The sequence below is a fragment of the Acidobacterium sp. S8 genome, assembly GCF_009765985.1.
In the GTDB taxonomy this organism is placed as follows: Bacteria; Acidobacteriota; Terriglobia; order Terriglobales; family Acidobacteriaceae; genus Alloacidobacterium.
This window is the reverse complement of the sequence record NZ_LMUM01000027.1, coordinates 58282-81048: the sequence shown is the minus strand read 5'-3', so window position 1 is coordinate 81048 and position 22767 is coordinate 58282. Positions and strand designations below refer to the sequence as shown.

General features: G+C 54.6%; 12 protein-coding genes and 2 pseudogenes. 4 read left to right on the top strand and 10 right to left on the bottom strand.

Going from position 1 to position 22767, the window contains the following annotated elements; genetic code table 11:
- Positions 1–365 precede the first annotated feature (365 nt).
- Both GSQ86_RS10710 and GSQ86_RS10705 read left to right on the top strand, forming a co-directional pair.
- Positions 366–1280 carry an ArdC family protein gene (locus GSQ86_RS10710; protein WP_158749935.1) on the top strand — a complete coding sequence of 305 codons (915 nt, stop codon included), beginning with the start codon at positions 366–368 and terminating at the stop codon, positions 1278–1280.
- Between the two features lie 80 nt (positions 1281–1360).
- Positions 1361–2950, top strand: coding sequence for a ParB/RepB/Spo0J family partition protein (locus GSQ86_RS10705; protein WP_158749934.1), 1590 nt, complete (start codon positions 1361–1363; stop codon positions 2948–2950).
- 209 nt (positions 2951–3159) lie between these two features.
- Here GSQ86_RS10705 and GSQ86_RS10700 read toward each other — a convergent pair whose 3' ends face one another.
- The 6 genes and pseudogenes from GSQ86_RS10700 to GSQ86_RS23900 all read right to left on the bottom strand — a co-directional run.
- The gene (locus GSQ86_RS10700) at positions 3160–4866 is read right to left on the bottom strand and encodes a nuclease-related domain-containing DEAD/DEAH box helicase (protein WP_254062323.1); all 1707 of its coding nucleotides are present in this window, start codon (positions 4864–4866) and stop codon (positions 3160–3162) included.
- A 12-nt stretch (positions 4867–4878) separates the two neighbouring features.
- Positions 4879–6576 carry a DUF1998 domain-containing protein gene (gene drmB, locus GSQ86_RS23075; protein WP_216841105.1) on the bottom strand — a complete coding sequence of 566 codons (1698 nt, stop codon included), beginning with the start codon at positions 6574–6576 and terminating at the stop codon, positions 4879–4881.
- Positions 6576–9737, bottom strand: coding sequence for a helicase-related protein (locus GSQ86_RS10690; protein ID WP_158749931.1), 3162 nt, complete (start codon positions 9735–9737; stop codon positions 6576–6578). Before GSQ86_RS10690 ends, drmB begins: the two co-directional genes overlap by 1 nt.
- A 9-nt stretch (positions 9738–9746) precedes the next feature.
- On the bottom strand, positions 9747–11555 hold the full coding sequence (locus tag GSQ86_RS10685; protein WP_158749930.1) for a UvrD-helicase domain-containing protein: 1809 nt from the start codon (positions 11553–11555) through the stop codon (positions 9747–9749).
- Positions 11552–14812: a DEAD/DEAH box helicase gene (locus GSQ86_RS10680; RefSeq protein ID WP_158749929.1), complete on the bottom strand. Its 3261-nt coding sequence runs from the start codon at positions 14810–14812 to the stop codon at positions 11552–11554. The genes GSQ86_RS10685 and GSQ86_RS10680 overlap by 4 nt, the downstream gene beginning before the upstream one ends.
- Before the next feature lie 1005 nt (positions 14813–15817).
- Positions 15818–16174 (bottom strand): annotated as a pseudogene (locus tag GSQ86_RS23900) (sacsin N-terminal ATP-binding-like domain-containing protein); the annotation flags it as partial.
- Here GSQ86_RS23900 and GSQ86_RS10675 point away from each other — a divergent pair.
- Positions 16173–16361, top strand: coding sequence for a hypothetical protein (locus GSQ86_RS10675; protein ID WP_158749928.1), 189 nt, complete (start codon positions 16173–16175; stop codon positions 16359–16361). The pseudogene GSQ86_RS23900 and the gene GSQ86_RS10675 overlap by 2 nt on opposite strands.
- A gap of 127 nt (positions 16362–16488) precedes the next feature.
- Here the strand turns inward: GSQ86_RS10675 and GSQ86_RS10670 are convergent, their stop codons facing one another.
- The 4 genes and pseudogenes from GSQ86_RS10670 to GSQ86_RS23460 all read right to left on the bottom strand — a co-directional run.
- Positions 16489–17187 carry a hypothetical protein gene (locus tag GSQ86_RS10670; RefSeq protein WP_158749927.1) on the bottom strand — a complete coding sequence of 233 codons (699 nt, stop codon included), beginning with the start codon at positions 17185–17187 and terminating at the stop codon, positions 16489–16491.
- A 332-nt stretch (positions 17188–17519) separates the two neighbouring features.
- A complete protein-coding gene (locus GSQ86_RS10665) occupies positions 17520–18134 on the bottom strand; it encodes a hypothetical protein (RefSeq protein WP_158749926.1) in 615 nt (204 codons plus the stop codon).
- Between the two features lie 1492 nt (positions 18135–19626).
- Complete coding sequence (locus GSQ86_RS23465) at positions 19627–19857, bottom strand: hypothetical protein (RefSeq protein ID WP_254062328.1); 231 nt, start codon at positions 19855–19857, stop codon at positions 19627–19629.
- Positions 19858–19893: 36 nt separating this feature from the next.
- Positions 19894–20010 (bottom strand): annotated as a pseudogene (locus tag GSQ86_RS23460) (hypothetical protein); the annotation flags it as partial.
- Between the two features lie 859 nt (positions 20011–20869).
- Between GSQ86_RS23460 and GSQ86_RS10655 the strand changes: the two are divergent.
- Positions 20870–22738, top strand: a complete 1869-nt coding sequence (locus GSQ86_RS10655; RefSeq protein WP_158749925.1) for a hypothetical protein — start codon at positions 20870–20872, stop codon at positions 22736–22738.
- The last annotated feature ends 29 nt before the right edge of the window (positions 22739–22767 follow it).

Genomic DNA, 22767 nt, shown 5'->3' with positions numbered 1-22767 from the left:
GGAAGCGGGTCAGCAACTCTTAAGTCTTGACAACAGGCAGCCCTCTCATGGAAGCGGGCCTGTTCCTGCCCGCAACGCCGGCCCTGATGTTCTGAATTGCAACCGCAACAGCCAAAGCCCCTAAGGGGAGCTCCGCCCCTCGCGCCCGCAAGGGGTTTCCCCAGGCTTCCGCGCTTCGCTTGTGCAGCCCTCCGCTTAGCTCTGCCCTTTCCACTCCCGCTTCGCTTCGTTTCAAGGGTGGGAGATTCCCCTCCCCTTGCGCTTGCTACCCCCCGCCTTCGCCAGGAGGCGTTCGGCATGTATGTACACGCCGCCGCCCGATTCAAGGGCAAAGGCCAGTGCAACAGCCCAAGGAGGAAGCACCCATGAACACCACAGCCGCAGCCGTCAACCAGTCCACCGCAAACACCAACAAGCAGCAGAAGCAGACCGCGAAAGAAGTAATCGCGGCTAATGTGCAATCCCTCATTGAGCAGTTGGAGCAGGGACACTCCGAAGCCCTGACCGCGTACCTCACCGCAATGGGAAGGTTTCACAATTACAGCTTTGGCAACATTCTGGAGATTGCACGGCAGAAACCGGACGCAACCCGCGTTGCTGGCCTGTATGCGTGGAACCAGCTTGGCCGCAAGGTCAAGAAGGGAGAGCGCGGCATCCGCATTCTCGCTCCTGTTATCGGGATTCGCCGGAAGAAGAACGAGGAAGCAGAGAAGGACATCCGCACGCAAAATCATGCCGTTTTGGTTGGATTCCGTTCCGCCTATGTCTTCGATGTGAGCCAGACCGAAGGCAAGGAGCTTCCCGAATTCTCCGAGCGCGTCTCCGGCAGCGCCGGAGAGTACCGCGACCGGCTTGTGGATTTTGTCATTGCTCAGAGGATCGCGCTGGAGTTCAAAGAGAGCATTGCTCCAGCCCTTGGCATGAGCTACGGAGGCAAGATCGCCTTGCTGCCCGGCCAGTCTTCCGCCGAAGAGTTCTCAACCCTTGTGCATGAACTGGCGCACGAGATGTTGCACAAGGCCGAACGGCGCACCGCGACCACCAAGACCGTACGGGAAACCGAAGCCGAGGCAGTTGCCTTTGTGGTCGGAAAGACCATCGGTCTTCGCACCGGCAGGGCATCGGCGGATTACATCCACCTGTACCACGGCAACGCGGCCTTGCTCACCGAGAGCTTGGAAGTGATTCAGAAGACTTCTGCCCTCATTCTCTCCGCAATCGAAAACACCGCAGCGGAAACAGCCGAAGAGCAAGAGCCAGAACTGGCGCAAGCCAGCTAACCCAAGACTTTGAAGATGCGGACGGCCCGCGCCGTCCGCTCAACTCCCCGCACGCCCAACCGCTCAAAGGAGAGCAACCCATGAACACGAATACCGCGACTGAATACCGCAACCTTCCCCTCGCCGTCCTCACCGAGTCCGCCACCAACCCGCGCCGCATCTTTGAGGATTCCGCCCTCAAGGAGCTGGCCGAGAGCATCCGCAGCCAAGGCGTTCTCTCTCCCTTGCTTGTGCGGCCTCTCACCGATCAGAGCTTCGAGATTATCGCTGGAGCCAGACGTTACCGCGCGGCGCAGATGGCCGAAGCGCCCACCGTTCCGGTCCGCATCGTCAACCTCACCGACACCGAGGCATTGGAGGCACAGCTAATTGAAAACCTGCAACGCCGCGACGTTCACCCGCTGGAGGAGGCGCAAGGTTTTAAAGCCCTGCTCAACTTGGAAGACCCGAAGTACAGCATCGAGCAGATCGCCGCGAAGGTCGGAAAGAGCCCTGCATATTGCGCCGCCAGAGTTCGCCTGACCGAGCTTGCCGCGCCAGTGGTCGAGGCGTTCTATGCCGAGGAAATCGGAGTAGGCCATTCCTTATTACTCGCGAAGTTGCAGCCCGCGCAACAAGAACAGGCACTCGCCAATTGCTTCCGAGAGGAGTGGAACGGAGCCGGAGCCAAGGCAAAGCGCATCCTTCTCCCGGTTCGACACCTGCAACAGTGGATAGAACACAACGTCCTTTTGCTCTTGAAGCAGGCGCCTTTCAACAAACGCGACCCGCAACTTGTCCCCGCTGCCGGAAGCTGTGTCGAGTGTCCCAAGCGCACCGGACACAACAAACTGCTCTTTGCCGATGTGAGCGCGAATTCCGACGCTTGCACCGACCCGAATTGCTATGCCGCCAAGCTGGACGCGCACGTAAAGGCGAAGGTCGCAGCCAAGCCAGAGCTTGTCCAGATCAGCACAGCATACAAGCAGCAGCCGGAAGGCGAAAAGACCATACCGCGCAACAAGTACGTCGAAATCCGGGAGGAGAAGCCTGATACGCCGGAGAAGGCGAAGTGGCCCGAGTTCAAAACGTGCAAATACACGACCGAGGCCATCGTGTCGGATGGGATCGACAAGGGCAAACTGAGGAAGGTTTGCACCGAACCAACCTGCTCCGTACATCATCCCAAGAAGCAGACGCCAAAGGCGGATGTAGGCTTCAAAGCCGAGCAGGAGAAGCGCCGCCGCGAGGAGGCATTGGCAAATGCAACAGGAATCCGAGTGCTGCAATTCATCGTGGCCGCCGTCCCCGTACGACTCATGAAGCGTGATCTTCTCTTCATGGCCGAACAGTTGCTTCCTCTGCTTGACGAAAAGCGGCTTGAGATGGTCGCACGAAACCGGACCATCAAGGCGAAGGAAGGCGAATCGGTCGCCAAGCTGCTAGCAGCCTTTGTCCACAAGGCCGACGAGTGCACAATCGGCAAGCTGATTGTAGAGGCTGTGATTCTGCTGTCCGCCAGATCGCAGTCAGACGGAGGCAAAGTTCTTCGCGCAGCGGCCCAGGCATACGGCGTTGATACGGACACCGTGGCGCTAAAGGTCAAGCAGGAGTTCGCCGCGAAGGAGAAGGCGAAGAAAGCCACAAAACCGGAGCCGAAACCAGCGGCGAAGGCAAAGCGAGCCGCGTGATAGATCGTGAATCTTTGGACCTGCCCTCGGGCGGGTCCATTTTTTCGTTTCGCCCGTCTTCCCACCCTGAAAGTTGCTCTCGCATTTGGCGAGAGCGCCAAGTCTTGCCCACCCGACGGGCTGTACCCACCAGTAGGCCTCGTCTTCAGTTCCATGCGGACAATCGAGCTCTTAAGAAGACATAAGATAGCAGGGTCGAGCAAGAATTCTCATTCGGTTTTTTCTATGATCGAGCTTCCAAATTGACGGGCATTCCTCTCGAAGTCAGTCCGCACGGCCTCAGAGAGAAACGCTGCCAGCAACACTCTCGGACGCGTCACGGCCACATAAAGGATCGATTGCTGTTCGGGATCGTTCAAACTGTCAACGTCAATCAATAATATAAAGTCGGCCTCAAGTCCCTTAAAGCCTGCGACAGTGCAGAACGAGATATGTCCTTTCGAGGGTCGCCCACCTTCGGTAATATCTTCTATTGGAGCCGGGCAGTCTTCGAATACAGCCACACCAGAGCCCGCTCTTTGCTTTCTTGAAAGGATCGCAATCTGTTCCGGATTGACGGACTCGGACAGGAGACGAGAGAGTAGTCTCCTGATCCTGCGTCGCTGATCTCGTACATCCAGAAAGAATTCCATTACGCTTTCAGGTCCGTCAGCTTTTGCGGTGACACCGAGCGTGTGACCGCAAACGAGCGTTCCACCAATACTCGTCGGCTGTGTATTGCGGCAATTAACTGAAAGCTCATATTTGGCCGGAAATGAGTTCTTGAGTCTGAGCGCAATAGTGCCCTTCCTTCCGCAAAAGAGGTTCTGCCTGGGATCGTAAAAAACGCGAACCTGACCGTGGGAGATACCTCCCACGGTCAGAGCGTCGAACACATCCCAGTACCGATCAAGCATCAAGTCCTGGCCTTCATCAACAATTAATGTATCGAACGGTTCAAACGAGGGACCATTGGCCATCGCTTCGAAGCAGAGGTCCGGCAGAGCGACCTCGTAGAAATAGGTATCCGCGGTTTTCGGCAAACGGTGCGCAAGGTCAGCCTGATGGACAAACCTGGCCATCAAGCGGTGGAAGCTATCCACACGAACTGTGGGATGGGAAGACAGCAGCCCGGTAAGAAAATCGGCAAGATTTCGGCTGAAGCAACACACCAGTACGCGACGGCCATTGGCCGATGCGCGGCGCGCCTCCTCGACTGCCAGCAGTGTTTTACCCGTACCAGCAGATCCTCTGATGAGGAGTCGATCATTCTCTCCCATTGCGTCGAGAATTCGGTATTGTTCCGTTGTTAGAGCGAGGAGATCTTGATTGACGTTTTGTGCTGTGTGTCGGAGTGACGGTCGAAAATCGAAGTCTCCCCGAAGCGCATCAACAATCTCCCGTCGGCGACTTTCATTCAGGGTCACCTCGGTTGGTGGGTGCCGCTCGGCGGCCTTATTGATGATCCGCTCAAGGAACCGGTTAATGCTATGACTCACGTCGTGAAGGTCGTACACGATGTCTAAGTCGATGTCCGGACCAGTCAATGCAAATTCAATGTCCGGAAACATGACTCCTTTTCCCATCAGACCCCTGAAGCCAACTTCGCCAAGTCGAAGAAAATTAGAGAGTGCGGCAGATGCGCCCCCAACTTGGTCGAATGGACCCTCGTGCTTCCGGGTTTCTTCTCCTCGTGCGTTGGTGAATATCCACTCCCCATTCTCTCGGCGCACTCGGCCGCCTTTAATCTCGATGCAAAACACACCTGGCGGACCAATCAAGACGAAGTCGATCTCCGCCCAAGGCTTGATGCGATGTGAGGCGATGCCAAGTGAATGTAGTGCGGTCCAGTTTGCAGATAGGTTCGTTTGGAACAAACGGAAGATCGTGCGCTCCGCATTGCTCCTGGTCTCAGCGGAAACTGTCTGCGGAATCATGTTGGCCACAAGCTATTCCTCTACACCGTTGAAGAAACCAAGTTCCGGTTCTTCAGGGGTGCCGACGACAAGTGCTCGGTCAAGAAAACAATTCATCTGTTCACAAGACACTTCCGGCAGCAACACGCAAGAATGACACGCGGCCAAGTTGACGTTGTTGGTACCTTGAGAATCTGCTTCAATGCAGAGTGGGTCCGCTGAACACCATTGGCCGCGAAGAAGTGTTCCTCGCAAGCTCTCTCTAAGCCGATCTGGATGAGCCTGCGCCACGACCCCGCCTAGACTGCCGGCGGAATCACTGGATGCGGTATAAATCATAAAGCCTGCCATGCGTTCGGAACTGTATATTCGTTCCCGCAATGAAGAGGCTGGATATCCGCTGTCTAGAGCCCACTGATTTAGCAGCATATGGGCGAAAGTGTGGATGAGAAGAAGGCGCGGCGTTATGCCATTTCTATCTACAATCCTGCCGAGCATCTCGCCGGAAAAGTTTGACCTCAACTTGCTAGTTCGGCGTTTCACAACGTCAGATTGTTCCCAAGAAAGCAGTCTCTGTTCGTTTACGCGAAAGAAAACTCCTTCACCACGCACCTCAATCGCAGGTCGCCATCGTGGGTCTCGTACAAATAGTGGAGCTTCGATTGGCTGTTCTTCGTCAGCCTGTGGATACAGCCGAGTGAACCCGACGAGTGCCCGGACCTCTCGAAGTCTTTCGACGCGACGTACTATGTCTATCCAAGAGGCGAACTCTCTGGGAGGCTCTGAAGCAGTACAAACAAAGAGATCATCGCGCGACTTTTCTTCGGCTCCGCGCAGGATTGCGTCGTACTCCTCCTGTCTGAGATCCTCCCCTTGTGTGGCCTGACCTCCGCCCTTCCGAAGTGCGATTAGAGCGGCTAACTCTTCGATATCGGTCGCCAGGCCGTTTGTGGCAAGCATGCCTTGGAGGGTTCCTCTCAAAGCAAATTCTGGCACGTGCTGTAGCGAGCTCCAGTAACGATTAACCAAGTCACTCGCAGCTTCAGACCAGGGTGGTATGGAGATGCTGGAGTCGGTGTTCGGAAACCACACGTTGGAGGCACCACGTTGCAGAGTGCGTGGCTCCTGCGCGCAATTGTGCTCTGAATCCGACAACCAAGGTCTGCGACCACCGCACTGGAACCCCCTGAGGGCGCCTTTAGCAAAGGCCCCTCGCATAGTCCTAGGCGGCCTGCGATTGCAGCTGCACGATACCTCCAGATCGTCCAATCCTCCAGACCTTCCGAGAGTCTTAAGTGCGAGCTTGTGTTCCCCCGGGCCAGCCGATGCTCCATGGACCCAGAACATGAAAGGGAAATCATCTACGTGTCCCGCCTTACACGCGACAACGAACCGCGATGGCACTAACCCCTTGCGACACTTGGGGCAGACATTCTCGTGGCTATCGCCAAACTCGCCGTGGGTTGCCAACCGATTGCACTCGGGGCAAGAGTACATCATAGGAAAGCGCACAGCGGGAATATCGTGGCCCTTGCCAACCGATGGTGGGTCGTAGAAGCCATCGACGTGTAATTTGTCCTCAAGCCGAGGCTCGTGCAACGTCGGGTCCGGTGCGACTTTCCAATCGTTGAGGCCCTTCACCATGTAGGAAGCCTCCTCGGCTGCGACAAGCGCTCCAACTCCGTAGGTCGAGATCAGCTGCGTGCGTCGGACACTGGCTATCTTCTTCATCACCGCTCCAGGTAAAGATCGGACGTACTATCAACGTCTCTTAAACTATTCAATGTGGGAATATGAAGATCGGAGTCTTGCTGTCCTGGTGCAGCCTGGACGAGCAAGTAATTGTTGTTCTTGCGGGCTTGATAGGTGAGGCCCGACTGTGATGCCAATCTCTTCCACATTGAGATGATGTCGTCCACGTGCTTTGAAGACGCCGCCCTCTCCTCTGAGCACACGGTCTCGATGCGGGTGAGGATGATTGCCTTGACCGCTTCAATGTCAGCCTTGTGCTGTTCTATGTTCTGAGCGTCCGGATTTGAGGCGAGCTGAGTGACAGTATGCCGCAGAAGCGAAACGATCACGGCATGCAGTCCACGGTCGCGAGCGCGCGTTGAAAAAGGCGTAATGCTGCTCGACTCCACTCGTCGATATAACGCTGAGTGATATGTTGGAAATGATTCGTAATGGGATCGGTCGCGCGTTCTCGCACTGTTGAAGAGGGTCACAACGAGTCCTGGGTGCTGGCGGCCAACGCGGCTAGAAGCTTGAATATACTCAGATGTACCTTGCGGTTGGCCCATAATGACCATTAATCCAAGCCGATCGATATCCACGCCAACCGAAATCATGTTTGTAGCAATGACCACGTCCGGACACCGGGGGTTGTCGCAGCGCGTCGACATCATTTTGAGCGAGGGCTTCATTTCACTCGAAGGCCTTCGGCTCGTGAGCTCAATTGGTTCGTCGGCGAGTTCGCGCTGCCGTGTTTCGTTCCGTCCGGCGATCACCTTCATATAGCCGTCAACGTCATCCTGCACCTGCATGCGAGCACCTCCGAGCACTCGCAAGCTGTTGAAGTAACCGACCAAGGTCCAGTACGGGTCCAAAACTTCAGTCGGAAATGTTTTGTCGTCGGCAGCCTCGCCCAAGGCCTGCAATAGGCAAGCATAGACGCGAATCATCAGGGTTGAGTGACTGCTCGCAGGTGCCATAAGCCCTAAATAAAGACGGCTCGCTTTCTTTTCTCTGGTGCGTTCCTCGGCAAAAAAGGAGTCACTCGCATCTAGACCTGGCGGAGGGAACTGGCGGGAATCGCGAGCAAAGAGGGCTTTGTTTTGCGATCTGGAACGCCGAATGGTCGCCGTGGATGCCACGACTTTCGGGCGCACTATAGTTCCGTTCGGCGCTCGATAAGAGCAGAGTTCATCGACTGCAGTTTCATATAAACCGGCTAAGGTGCCGAGCGGTCCCGAAATGAGGTGAAGTTCATCCTGGATAATAAGTTCAGGGGGCTTATTCGCCGTTTGAAAGTTGAATAGTGAAGAGACTGTTTCATTCCAAGGCAGCGCCGCAAATTTGTCTGCTGTCGCAATTAACATCGCGGGTCGGTGGTTATAAATATCCTCATCAACTAGATAAACCGGAAGGCCGTGTTTAAACTCACAGCTGGGGTTAGAACAGCTCACCACCAGTCGCTTCCGCGGTCTTTCTTCGATTCTGTATTGACGAACTGTTAATGGAGTTCCGCACCAGATACAGCTATCTAGCTGTTGCGGGTTCATCTTGGGAACTTCACCGCCCCGATTAAGGATTACGAGTGCTTCCTTGGCATCTTGGAGATTGTTCGGAGTTGAACCTTGCCCCACCCAAAGGCCAATGTACATTTCCTCACCCAGGTCTTTCCTGCTTAGCCTCAGTCTTTCACAACAGGCCATGAGCAATGCTGCTCGTTCGAACTGCTGAATGGTCAACAGACGTAGGGTGTATCGCATGAGCACTGTAGCGCCACCTCCGGTCTTACCGTCGCGGAGGCGACGATGAAAGATCACGAAGGCGACAAGACCCAGGTACGCTTCTGTCTTTCCGCCGCCGGTCGGAAACCAGATCAGATCGACGAGTTCGCGTTCCTTAGCACCTCCCTCCGTGACGGCGGAAGGATCTACTACTCCGCGAAGACAAAGCAAGAGAAATGCAAGCTGGAACGGTCGCCAATATGCTTTTTCGTGGCCAGGCGTAGTGGCGCGATTCTGACTCTTCAACCATATAGTTCTCCTCCGCTGGTCGAGCATTGCCTGGTTGGCTAAGCGAAACGCTTCCCACGCCGCCGAGTTTGATTCCAGCGTTGCGATTCCGCCGTTCATACGGTTAGCGGCCTCGGAACAAGCCTCTAGGTGTTCGCGAGCTGTCCGATAAAGATCAGAAGACAATTCTGTTTCCACTCGCGAATGTTGTGTTCCTACCCATGCAATGTAGTCCGAAGACATCTTGCGCAGAGCTTCGAGCACTTGGACTTTGGGGGCACTGCAAAGCAGCTCCATGTCAAGCGCGTCCCATGGTGTTTCGTTGCTGTCCGTGAGCAACAGATCACATTGGGGCGCAAAATCGGTTCGAAGCTCAATCGCTCGGTTGGGATCGTGTGGGTCTATCGTCCAGTTGACCGAGCATCCATGGCCAACGCCAAAGCTTACCGCTTTCCGGTAGAGAAGTTTGTACGAATCTAGGTCTTCGTCTCCGGAGACGTCGGCTGTACGCGGTCGCTCGACAAACGCTGACGCACCGTCTTCTGCTGCCCGCGCGACTAAGCCCACTTGGAAAAATGCATCCGCATCTCGCTTCGTTCCCTTTCCTGTCTTGAAATTCATAAGCACAAGTGTCACGGCGGCTATTGACTCAGTCGCCGACACGCGGACACGGTAGTACAACTGAAGCCCATCCGTTAGTACTTCCTTCTTTCCTCTTTGCGGCTCCGCCACGTTTATTGTGAGAGGCACCAAACTCAGCGGAACTCTCTGCCATTGACTTTCTGCTGTGCCATGAGCCTCTTCGAGTTCGCGGTACACGGCAGCTGAGACAGATACGGCGATCCTCTGGCACACACCTATGTCCACTGCAAACGTGATCCCTGCCGACGAAGGGTATCGAAGATTTGCCATTGCGACCGGCGTGTCTTCAATAGCGCCGATCTCTTCGTTATCACCAATGGATTCCGCACCGGTGTTGTCTTCTGCAGTTGGGGTATCTCCACTAACTGGATACAGCATCCCAACCAAATAGCGAGTCAAAGGAGCGGTTTCGATAATCTCGGCCGACTCGGGATTGGTAGGTCCGATTAATTCCTCGTGTAGTTTCTGTGTGAGCATTTGTCGGAAGCCGTACTGCTGTTCTTTAAACATGAAGTCCTCTCAATCCGCTCGATGCCATTGCAGCCGGCCCAGTCCAACGATCGACGCTTTCAACCAGACGTCTATGTTGCCGAGTCCGCATTGTTGAGCGGCATTCGGCAACCCTGCAGTTGCTTCGATATTGTTCACAAAGAGCTCATCAATACCGAGCGGAAGCTCCCAAGTCCTGTCTCTTGAGTTCCGAATGCGCTGAAGTCCTAAATCGATCCCGTTTCCGCTCACGAGTCCGATGACACGATCGCAGTGCACTACCTCATAGTCGGCACGTGAGTCTCCTCTGATAGACGTAACTCGCCTCAGGTAAACTGGATCATTTGGCTGCACAGTATTTTCCAGATACTCCTGGGTTTCTGCGGCTAGTCCGTGCGTTCCGCCAGGAGGGAATAAGCTGTCCAAGGAATCCTCAGCGCAGACCTCCAGCTCCATTGTGGCAAATCTGTTGAAGTGCGGGACACGCCATCGATCATCGATAGTGTCCTTTACGATAGGTGCCCAACTCTGTTTTGGAATTCGGAACGTTTTTCCCCGAGTTCTGGTCAAGGCGACGAATAGCCTTCGGGCTCTATCGCTTGCAAATGGCTCCATTCCTGGATGCGGCTCATCATAGAGATACACAGTGCCGAATTCCAGACCTTTTGCTCGATGTACGTTGGAAACCGTCACCTTTGAGCGTGGCGCTTGTCCGACGCTGTCGGACACCCAGGCCGCGCGCATGCCCCCAACTACGTCACGGATGTCGAGGTACCGCCCCCGGCTGCTTGCAATTCGTCGGAGTTCTCGCCAAGCGGCTTCTTTATCAAGCCAGCATTGCGCTGCATTTTCTGGATATGAGTCGGCGAATCGTGTCCAACTGAGCGAATGGGTTGGAAGTGCTTTTAGCGCGTCTACAATCCACCGAGACCAGTGGCGCTCCTGGGGATCGCTATTGAGTGAATGGGCAATTCCGCGTCGGCGCAACTCCCTTGAGAGGTATAAGGCCTCGCCGCCTGTGGCACACAAGAGGGCATGCGTACCCTGGTTGTTCAACATCTCTGAGAGACGGTCGAAATTACCAACTGAGAGGAGCCTCGCAACCATCCGTTCCAGTTCAATTGACAGGATCTCGAAATCAGCGCCATCTTCGCAAAGTCTTAATCCGAGATCGGCAAGCCTTCTGTTCGGCTCTTTCAAACGATAGTTCGTCTCTAATGAGAATCGCTGTACACCTGATCCGAACGCTTGTTGAATGGCTTCATAAAAGCGAGGTCGTTCAAGCAGGCGTTCCTCAGCAGCCATCTGGAAGTCGTATATCCCCTGGGCTCGGTCTCCCAAAAGCGTGAAGCCCACTTCTTTCAGACCCAGGAGAGATAGCACAAAATCACACCGAATTCCGACGACATCTTGCACCTCATCAACGATAAGATGGCGAAAGCCTAAAGCCTTTGTTGCAGCTTCCACATCGGCCCGTAAAAACGCTGTTGCGCATTCAATTCGCTCATCAAAAGTCACTAGCGCTGGGAGTTCGGACTGATTAAACATTGCCTGCAATGCAATGAGCCGCAAAGCGAGAGAGTCCAATGTTTTCGCTCGAACGAATGATTCATCGCCCGCCATGGAGTGGAGGCGCGATTCGATCTCTCCAACTGCTGCTCTAGAGAAGCTCAAAACGAGAATCTCGGCTGCCGTCAACCCTTGCCCCAACAGTGCTTGAACCCGAAATACGAGCAAGTGCGTTTTACCTGTGCCGGGTCCGGCCGACACTAACGCGCGTGCATGATGCGGTAGCTGAGCAACCCTTCGCTGCTCAGCGCTCAAATCATCCGCAATCAAGCGGAAACTCCATCTTGATCGACTGCACCCCAAAGGTATGCGAATTGGTGAAAGGCCAGCTTCTCTCCATACATCTCAACGTTGTCGTCGACGTTTACAATGAGGCACTCCAATTTGCCCCCATTCTTCGGGCCGCGAAGGCCGCGACCAATCATTTGCTGGTAAAGGTTGGCACTAAACGTCGGACGTGTTACATATACAGCGCGAACAGCCGGTGCGTCGAATCCCTGTGAGAGAACTGCGTAGTTTGTGAGTACGCGGAGTGTGCCAGCGCGGAATCGCTGAATGGCGTCGGCACGCGCGCCGTCGGGTGTCTGCCCCGTTATGCAGGCGGCTGAAATTCCATTGAGCGTGAGCAACGCAGCGAGTATCTCGGCATGTTCGACCGAGGTTGCGAAGACTAGGATTGGCCAATCCGCTGGTTTGGCTTCGATGGATCGAAGAATCGAACTATTTCGCGCGCTGTCTCGACCGAGACGCTCTTCGAAATCGGGCGTAAGGCGCTTGAACGTCCGGAACTGTTCCAAGTCTGCGGCTTTGGGCATGATCGAAGAGCCATCTATACATTCGTGATGCACTCGAGCAAGCACTCCCATGTCCTGTAGTACTTCATATGCGTCTCCGTTTCCAAACGCATTGGCATCTAAGCGCCGATTGTCGTACCGCTCCACTAATCTTTGTGACTCAATCTCATTGCCTCTTTCAGGTGTTGCGCTGAGTCCTATGAGTGGTGCATGGTCTTTATCACGAACCCGACCGAATCCGGACCACACCAATAATTGCGTGTAACTTGGAGTCACTGAAGTGTGTGCTTCGTCAATGATCAAAGCACCGATGTCGCGCAGCCACTCATATTGCGCATCGCCGCAGACGCGATCTAGTTTTGCGATTGTCGCGATGACAACTTGGAAACCACCCATTCGCGAGATGCGATTGCTGCCCCAGAGACGGTTGATGTGTAGCATCTCCGCGGGGCCGAGCGCCACCCAAGCCTCTCGCCAAGTCTGAACTGCTTGTTCGCATAGTTCGTCCTGTTGTGCGACCCAGAGTATTGGCTTCCTGACCCGCCCAGCAGCCATGGCTGTGATTAGCCCTTGGACGGCGACGCGGGTCTTGCCCGCTCCGGTCGGGAGAGATATGAATGCTCGAAACCCATTTTGCCCGACCAAGACATGTTGCATCTGATCGACGATTAATTGCTGATATTCATGCAACTCCGGTAATTTGCGACGACCGGGTACTTCGAGTAAGGGATCTCGGTTAGGAGTTGGCATTCCTGCGTAGCTAGCAGAGAATCCCAATTTTGTGACAAACTCTCGGGCTCTGTAGCTTCCTGCCCACTGTGCTGGAGGAGCAAGGCCGGCTTCGGCAAGCTCGGCGCGGTATACCTGAAGCACATCGGTAGCGTAAAGTGCCAGTGCGATCTCGCTCATTTCTCGGGCAGATAACTCTGCGCTCCCGCGCTCTGATTTGACAGCTTCCTGAAGCCCGATTGGGAGTCGGCGCCGAATGGCCTCTTCGCCCAGTAATGCGAGTAGTTTGTCCGCCGGCGCTTCCGCAGCTCGTACCTGTCGTACGGTATTCAATGCAGCGAAGTCGCCTGGTGCCGTCGAATCGTCGCCCGTTGACGCGGACCGTGGTACGAGTGAGTTCGCCAGGAGAGCGTCTAAAGGTGGCACCAGATTTCTTGCAATTTCGTTAACTAGCTCTTCCTCGTCCAACGAATCTGCATAGTAACCAACAGCTCCTTGTCGGTAAAACATCCTCGGCTCGATTTGTGTGCCGCGATCTGAGATTTCCCGCACGATAACCGAAGTGCAGCTAACTAAAACAATTTCATCGGCGGTATAACCACGCAGTTGGGGAAAGCGATCGAATAGAGGGACAGGCATTCCAGGGTCTCCCGGCTCAACTTCGATTCGAGCCGTAGAGATGTCTGGTGACCAGATCGAAGGCCCCCACTTCTCGGACAGTAATTTGGCATCGATTGCAGAAACCTGCAAATAGGGGACTTGCTGTCCCCTGAGCAAATCCGCAGAAGCAGAATCCACAACGAGCTTAATCTCGGTAGGAGAAACGATGCTGAAAACATCGCCCACCTTGCAACGCATTCGATTAGGTGATGGGAGTATTGGTGCGGCCATCGCATACAAGAAAGACAAGGATTTTTCATCATCAATATCAATCTCAAGCGATAGCTCCAATGCCGTTGCCAGGTCTTCGGCCTTGAGGGTGGTTCTCAACCCCAGTCGATCGCAAGTCTCCACCGGTAATTCGGCAATCGGCAGGAAAGGTGCGATGTTTTCTAAACGGGAAGAAAACGATTCAGGCGCGAGCCTTGGGCCCCACGAGGTTGGCAGCACTCCACGTCTGCGAAGCAGCCAAGTACATGGCGAGCAGTCAATTACGATAGCAGGCAGCTTCGGTTGCCTGGAGTTCCTCATGCGCCAAACTTCGTCACCGAATAGAAGGGCAGCACGAGTGAACGCCGCGCGGCCTTTTTCGGAAAGGTGATCGAAGACGTCAAGAGGTCCTAGCCCTGACGTTCGATCAAAGGATAGATCTGACCGGTCTCTTGGCGCTGTGCGAGTCTTCGCTTTGTACTGATCTACAGCAAACCGTCTATATGCATCGAAGATCGTGCCTGCTCGAAATGGGTAGTTGTCAACCGGACTGTCGGTCGCGCCTAGGGCACGCAACACTGGAAGGTGTGCCTCATGAAAAGCGGTATCCATGAGTGCCGGGCAGTTCTCAGCGTCGTCCGGTGATAAAACCCCGCCAGGTAAAAGAAGCTGCGTCAAGGGCACGAAATCGCCTTCCATGTTCTTCACGCACAGTTTTCCCTCCAAGGCAGCAGGGCGCAACACTACCTTCGCACCGTCCCCGACTGCAGATGCGACATGCCAAAGTCGAGCCCATTCTTTAGCGCCGTAACTTGAAAGATTATCTAGCGTTAAAACCCTTAATTCGCTTTCTGGGTTAGCTTCGCGGATCCCGAAAGTGAAAAGGGCAGAACGGCCCAACTTATCCGATGCGACTTCGTGGTGAACAAAGGTGGTCGTTCCCGAGACTGGCCCGTCTTCGCTTGGCAAGAATAGCCGCAAAGGTTCTGGCCCTACCCAATCGTCTGTAGCGGTTAAGACAATCCGCGCTTCCCGCAACTCACGAATGTCGTAAGAACAATTCTCCAACTCTTCTGCGCAACGCAATGCTGTAATAGACTCTGCAGCGCCACGACGAAAGACCAAAGCTTCCAACCACGCAGCAATCGTTACTGGCTTTGCCGTACCGTCTGCGATTCGCTCCAAGCGACTCCGTCGTTGGGCCTTTTCGAGCGAAGCATGAGCCCATCCTCGCGGACGGGTCGGCGAGGAGCTCCAAATGTCCAGCGCGGTTGGCGGTAAGTCCTTCGGAGGCAGCTTCAGATTTCCAGCCGCTTCGAGCTTTGCGTCTTGATTGGCGACAATTCGCGCTTCTGTCGCAAGTCGGTAGATCGCACGACTGAGGCGTTCATCTGCCCAGCCCCGAGGCTCTTGCCCAGGAAGCACATCGAGGATGCTTCCCGGATCGTCCTCGCGGAAGAGCCTCGGCAGGCTCTTTAAGACAAGCTCAGCCGCCGCCGCAATCAACTGATAATTGAATGGTCCTGGAAGAAGGTTGAGACGATCTTCATTCGTCTTCCACGGGGCGTTAAGAATCCCTGACAGCGACGTCTTTAGGGTCGTTGGAAAAAATGCCCACAAGCTTCCTATCTGTTCTTGTCGAATCATTGGAACAGCCCAACTCAGTGGGACACGCGCCCTTCCTGACCTGTCGCCTGCATCCTGCAAGGCGCTTGCATCCGGCTCCAAGATGCTTGAATATACTCGCCAAGTGGTCCGACGGTCTTTTTCCACGAGGAGAATCTCGGCTGTATTTGGTCGTTCAGCCTCTATTACCCTGCGAGTTCCTCCCGGACGTTCGTCAGTAAGGGCAAGCTGTCGGACATGCGGAGCAAACAGCAAAAACTCCGCTGGAAAATCTCGCAGAGCCCCGTCGAGCCAACTGTGGTCGTGAGCATATGGAAGTCGAACCACTGTAGTGGCCCACCGCAACAACCGTTCCAGCGTAGGATCATCGAGAGAAGAATCCCGAGTGTCTAAAGCCTCGGCAATCCGCAAAATAGGCAAGTCCTTGGCTTCGGGGCACAGGGGCCGAATTCGCCGATTTGCCAGATCGGCACTGAACTGAAATGAGCCGGATGAGCCGAAGAAGGCCGGCCTGTCGGTAAGGGCCAGCACTGACTTAAACCCCATGCCAAATCGCCCAATCTCATCACCCCGCTTATGCGAGATGCTGGAACTGAGGAGGACATCTGCTCCTGGGCAATCGATTGGCGTTCCTTCGTTCGCGCAATATAGAGCTGTTTCAGTTGCAACCACTTCGATTCTGCCAGGTAGGTGCAACATCGCATCCGCACCGTTCTGAATCAGCTCATAGATCTGCCTACCGCCGTATCCTCCGTAGACAATTCCGGCCTCAATACCCGCATGTTCAAGTATTAGCTTGGGGTTCTCAGCATACGCACGTAGACACTTCTCACTCTCATGCTCGATATGTCGAGAGACAGAAGCATCCATGGCGGCGAAGTATCACATCGCAAAAGGCTTAAAGGGAGCAACAAGACATGTTAGCAGACGGGTGGGAGGAGCGGATGCCGCGAAAGTTGCAGCGCAACTTGACGAAGATATCAAACGCCTTTCGCCGGCAGGGGGGCACTTCGATGAGCGAGAGGCATTAATCGCATTTGAGTTCTTCATAAAATGAACCTATTGTTCCCATTCCGGCAATGCGTGGAATGTGTCGGCGAAGGTCATCGATGACTTTCGGAAGAAGCTGCTTTCCCGACTCTCTGCAGTGAAGGGCAGAGACAGCCGGGAAACGATCTTTCCAGCTAAAGCCCGTAGTCTTTTAGAATGGCTTCTCGCGCCGTGGCAACCTCATCCCTCAAAAGCGCTTCGCTGAGGAAAAGCTCTGCCGTTCCCACAACGAATCCGCAGTTGGTGCAAGCCAGTCGCTTAGGAACAATATCGCCGACGCGCAGTTCACTTTCGTCCAACTGGCAGACGATGGCCTGTGGGTCACCGCACAGGGGACAATCAAAAACCCACTCTGGGCTGAGCAACCGCTCAAGCCTTTGGCGCTGCTCAAGCTTGAACTCGACCCCGATCCCTAATTCCTCTGTTTTGACCAATTCCTGGATCTCCCAATCGGCAGAAAAACTGGCCTTGAGACTCCATCGAATGAGATGACCGAGGCTTTTCAGGCAATATGCTCGGTCGAGCCCTACCACTTCCTTTGCGCGGGCGTAAACTTCCGTGCCGATCGTGAGTTGCCGTAGGTACTCTGGAAGGAGAGCATCCCAGAGATTGAAAGAAAACAACTGTAGATAGCATTGATGGAGGAATGGAAGGCCAACTTCCAAAAGCAAACCGACAGACTCGCTATCGTCCCGTGGACTAAAGCCTTCGTGGGTCATCCGATTGCGGGCGGCCCTAAAGTCTGAAAGTGCTTTGTCGGCGAGCGCTGCCAACTCGTTCGATGCGCGCTTTGCCGCCTCAATCAGCTTTTGGAAGCCAACTCTTTCCGGCAAGGCTTTGCCAGCCGAGGACGATTTGATTGCGCTCTCTATGGCCGCATCACATGTAATTAGCGCGTGTGGGTAACGCCTTAATGCGATAAGGAGAAGGACACTGTCCAAAGATTGCATCGAACTGGCGAGAGCAATGCGGGATTCGTCGCTCGCCGGGTGCGATCGAAAGAATAAGAGCGAGGGCTCAGGCATGGACATAGTACGAATCTACATCGGAAACGGCGCCAGAACCGGTCCGTAGCTCCTTTGCGGAGCAGCCACTTTTACTCGTTAATTGAGAGACCACCTTTTCTCATCGGGACCGGCGAGAAGAAAAGGGAGGGATCCCGAACCTATTCTGCTGCCGGCAAAAACACATCGGCCGCAAACGAAACAGTCTTGATTCCCATCTTTCTTTTGGCCTCCGCCAACCCCAGCTCCCACTCCGCTCGGGTCGTTCGAGAATGAGGGTCGTCAACAAAGCAAAGGTTCACGAACCAGGCATCGATCCCCAGCACTTCCCTAAACAAATACAAGTGTGCAAGGCGGTTAGCCGTCTGATACAGGCATCCGGTTCTTTCTGTTGCCTTAAGGTGATACCGGTGACGGCCCTGCCAATTCACCGTACCATCCACACCCAACCAGGTTTTCGTATGTGTAAGCGACGCCTCTATTATTTTCAGGGAAGTCGAGGAAGTCGCTCTGCATTCTCCCGCATACATCTCCGGGATATGGCTCTTGGCCTCCACAAGCAGAATGCCGCCAGCTTCGGATTCGACGCAAGCGAGCGCATCCCACCGCGGCCCACCTTTCGGCCAAAAATCCCTCAATTGTTGTCCGTGCTTGCTCATGCCTAGTTCCGCCAGGAACTCGACGTCCTTGTATTCCTGGTAGTGCTCATCCTTGAGCGGTGAAACCCACCGCAATCGAGACTCACGGTCAAAGGCATTCTCGATTGCGCGGTTCAACAACGATGGTTTCTCATTCACGTAAAACTGAATCTGCCTCTGACTCCCGGCATTTGCACGTCCCGATCCATCGCATCGCTGATCCCTCGCAATTTTCAGCATTTTTTCCTCCACCTATAAATACCGTCGACTCAGAAATCCATTCAACGAAAGAAGAAGAAAGTTGTGGAAAAGAGCCAATTTCCTGCCGGCGGATAATCGACGCGCAATAAAGTTGCGCGAAAGGATGAAGTGCCCAGATGTAGGAGTTGGCAGGAAAGCAACCGAGAGCGGGCCTACTTGCCGAGTGGGGGCTTCGGCACGAACTTATGACTTCTGCCGAGCTGGGGCAGAAGTTGAACCGAAATCGCCGGTAAGATTAAGGGCCGGGCAGAGGTCTACAGGGCAGAGGTCGTGGGTTTGATATGGGTTCGATAACGGTTCCCGATCGTGCCTTACAGCGCCAAAAGAAGCCATCCGTGACGCTTGTTTTCTGTAAGTTACGACCTTCCTTTTCGCTGTCACGGCAGAGGTCGCGGGTTCGAGCCCCGTCGTCCCCGCCACTAAACTCCATAAAATAAAGAGTTTGTGGCAACGGACCAAAGTGACAGTCACGAAAAAGGGCACTGGCGAGGGTGCTGAACATTCCCTTGCCCCTTCAGGTGCCTTTCAGCGGCACTTCTTCCCTCCATATTTTCCGCCTCAAGAAGCTTCGACGAAGTGGGCGAGGCCGTTTTGCGCTTCAGCCTCAATAGACTTCCTTCTTGGAACCGGGTCATGTAGATCTCCTTGCATGAGCGCTGATGGCTGAGTCTATGCTACGCGCCGGGGGCCGTTTTTGGATCTCGGAACGCTTCTCAAACCAATCGAGAATCTCCTCCTTGATGAAGCGCCAGAGACGGCGCTTTCCCTCCCCTACCGAATGTTTCGCTGGATCAGGAGGTATGAAGTCGGTGAGCATATAGACTTCCCGCTCCTAATTCGCCGTGCACGATAAAATACCTGATCTGTCAGCGTCGTTGACGAAAATTTGGCGATGCCATCTCGGAGCTCCTTGCAGTATGGGTACTTCGTAAGAAATTGACGAAACTCATCCAATCGGTTTGCGTCCTTCGCAAACCACTCGCCCATCAGAGCCTCTTAGCGTAATTCTCCTTGAGACTTGATCCCAACCTCATCCCAAATGTCGTGATGGTGCCGCAATACGGACAGCACACCAGCTCGGCAACTTTCTCTCTGCACTCCTCAGGCACGTCCGCATCGATCATGACGTCATTCAACGAGCTATGCGAATTGAGCCATACCACGTCTCCTTCGGCGCAAGGTTACAAACACCAGTACCGCGAACTTGCAAAGCCTGTTAACCCGATGCAGAACCACCCTGCCCAAGCGCGAAAGCTGCCATCATCGCGTATGGAAAGCACATTGGACGCACAAGTGACGGTTTACCTGGACGATGAATGCCGAGTTCACACCAACCACGCTCCTCGAGAATCTGTCGCACCGCCGACTATCATGGCACCCGCGCCCGGGAGGAGTCGGTCGAGGAGGTAGCACAACGAGCAGCCGACCACGAAGCAAGCAGGCGGAGTACCAGGCAGACCAGGAGCGCAAGGGGGAGGAGCGGAAGGCCGAGTTCGAGCGTCAACAGAAGCAGTACGAGGCCGAGGAAAGCCGCTGCGACAAACAGCGCAAGGCGAGAGTTGCGACCTTTGAGCGCATCATCGAACAGGCTCTGGAGCATTGTAGTTTTTCCGGTTCCGGCGAGCCCTTGGAGTCCGTGGACCCGGTCTGCTGAGTTCAGCACTTCCTCTATCACTCGATGTTGTGACTCGTTTAGGAAGGATCGGGGCCTGCTCCCGCGATCTCTCTGCGTCCATGATCGGTTCGACAGCATTGCGACCATTCAAGACAAAGCGGATATTAGCGCGTTCAGCTGCGATCGTCTCGGGTGTTGTGAAGCTACGGCCAGAGTCCTGCTTCATTCTATCCACAGAGCAAAATTCGCTCGTGTCTCGGCGCGAAATAAACTCTGCCTAAATGTCCCGATATGTCGCCTGGCCTATGCCGCGGCGAAGAGCATCCCGAAGAATCGCGTTCATCCGCCACGGCCTCGCGCTCGAAGATGCTGTCGCGAGCGTTACGGAACTGTTGTGGATGGGCAATGCAGAATTGAATCATGCCTCGTGAATCGCAAAAAGACGCTCTTTCGGTGCAACATATTTAGTGGCAATCGCGTCGAAGTTTTGAACCATCAGCCCGATCGTCTCGCTGCTCAACTCATCAATAATGTGCCACTTGTCGGGGAAATGCTGATAGATCACGGGCGTATAGTGATTGAGATGGGACCGGAATAAGCTCTAGCGGCAACAGGAGACTCCTAGAACCTTACAAGGACACGCACAATATAACCCCACCGTAACTCCGCGGGTATTTTTTATCTTCATCTACTAAACGTCGTTTTGCCGCGGGTTCATAATCCTTTTGACACTCCTCCGAGTCGGCGTGATAATCGGTGAGCCTGATCGAAGGGACGATAAGCCGCTTCGACAGCACGTCAGATTCTTGCGGCTTTGTTTCCCCTGTTGCAGAACGATTCAACACACCTTGCTCACACCTGAGCTGTAGACCGTTGGCCGCACCGGCATAACGACGTCAGAACCCAGTAGAAATGCGCACGGGATGGTCCATCCGTCACATTGCGCAATTGCATAGTGACGCAAACCCTCCACGTTTCATCCCTGAGAGGACGTGACATGCGAATTCCCAAACTGAATTTCATACTGTGGGGTTTCATCGCTGCAATAGTCTGCACTGGTTGCTCTACCAGCACGATTCCCACTTCTACGACCAGCACACAAGCCATGCTGTCCGCCCGCGTCATGGGCGGCAGGAAACCTGTTTCCGGTTCATCCATTCTTCTTGTAGAAGCGGGCACATTTGGAAAGACTTCCAGCGCAACTCTTGCCCGCGCCACCAGCGACGCGAACGGAAATTTTTCCATCACCTCATTCAGCTGCCGGCATGCACCTTCGCAGCTCTACATCACGGCCTCTGGCGGCGACGCGGGAAACGGCGTCAATGCCAATATATTTCTCATTGCGATGCTTGGTCCGTGCAACAACCTCCCCAACAATGTTGTTATCAATGAGCTTTCCACCGTCGCCGCTGCCTACACATTTGCGCAATTCATGAATCCGCAAAATCCCGCACAAATCGGAACCATTGGGATTCCCCGCTCAACGCAATATATCGGCATGATCAACTCCGGCCTTACCCTCGCTACAAATGTCATCGATATCGCTTCGGGTAAACCTGCGAAATTTCTCAGCACAAGCCCGAACTCTCCTGAGACTCTCAACACGCTTGCCGATATTCTTGTCTATTGCGTGAACTCGCCGTCCCCGTTCAGCAATTGCAACACCTTGTATTCGGCGGTTAGTCCTCCTGCCGGCGGCAGCGCTCCCACGAACACCTTGCAGGCAGCGCTGGATATCGCGCTGAGCCCCGGGAAGAACGTGGCGGCGATTTATGATCTGCTTTCGCATGTGCCGGTGGCGCTGCCATACAATCCCGTACTTCCGACTGCGCCGAACGACTTGCTTCTTGCCTTAAAATTCGTTCCCGGAGACATCAGCACTCCCAGGGGCATGGCAATCGATCAAGCCGGGGATATCTGGATTGCGAATTCCACCGGCGGCAGCAGCACTCTGGGTAGCATCACAGAATTAAACCCGGTCGGAGTGGAGATATCACCATCTGGAGGCTATAAGCCAGCCGGCCTGAATCACCCGGAAGAGCTCTTTTTTGATACCAGTGGCAAGATCTGGATCACAAATTTTGTCGGAAACACAGTCGAAGCGATCGACAGTTCAGGTAAGGTCGTCGTCGCTCCGTTCGGAAGCACAGCCTTCTTTAATCCCACGAGCATCGTCGCCGACTCCTTCAGCCAGCTATGGATCGCCGATAGTGAGACAACAAATACCGCGCGAGAGCTTAGCGTAAGCACAACCGCCGGTGACTTCTCCTTCTGGGTGGGTGGCTTTGGTCTTGGCACCGCCTCTTGCATGACCGCCGACACCACGGTATTGCCAAATATTATTTGGGTTTCCAACACCGGCACCGGAGGCGTTTCACAAATCGTCGACTATGGCATTCTCACTCTGACAGGCGCCGTAGTCTCTGGCGGAGGTCAAGGTGCGCAACAAGGAATCACAGTCGACAACGATGGAGATGTCTGGGTGGCCAATACCACCGGAAGCGTTACGAAAATCCACGATTCGGCCATACCCGTGGTCACGTTAGGACCAGTTGCGGTGGGTGGAATTACTTCGACAAGCCAACCCTGGGGCATCACAACCGACAGCGCAAACCATGTATGGGTGAACAACTTCGGCAACGACACAGTTACCGAGCTGGATACGAACGGAAACGCGTTCAGTCCGTCAGGCGGTTTCACCGCCGGAGGACTCATCAAATTTCCTCGCAATGGTATTGCTGTCGACCGCAGCGGTAATGTGTGGGTATTGGATGATGACAATCCGCCAGCTTTCGTCACCGAACTTTTGGGCGCGGCCTCACCGGTAGCTACACCGAGGGTTAGCGGAAGGCCCGTCGCTCCCTAAGACGCGGATGCGAAGTTGTGGCCTGCACA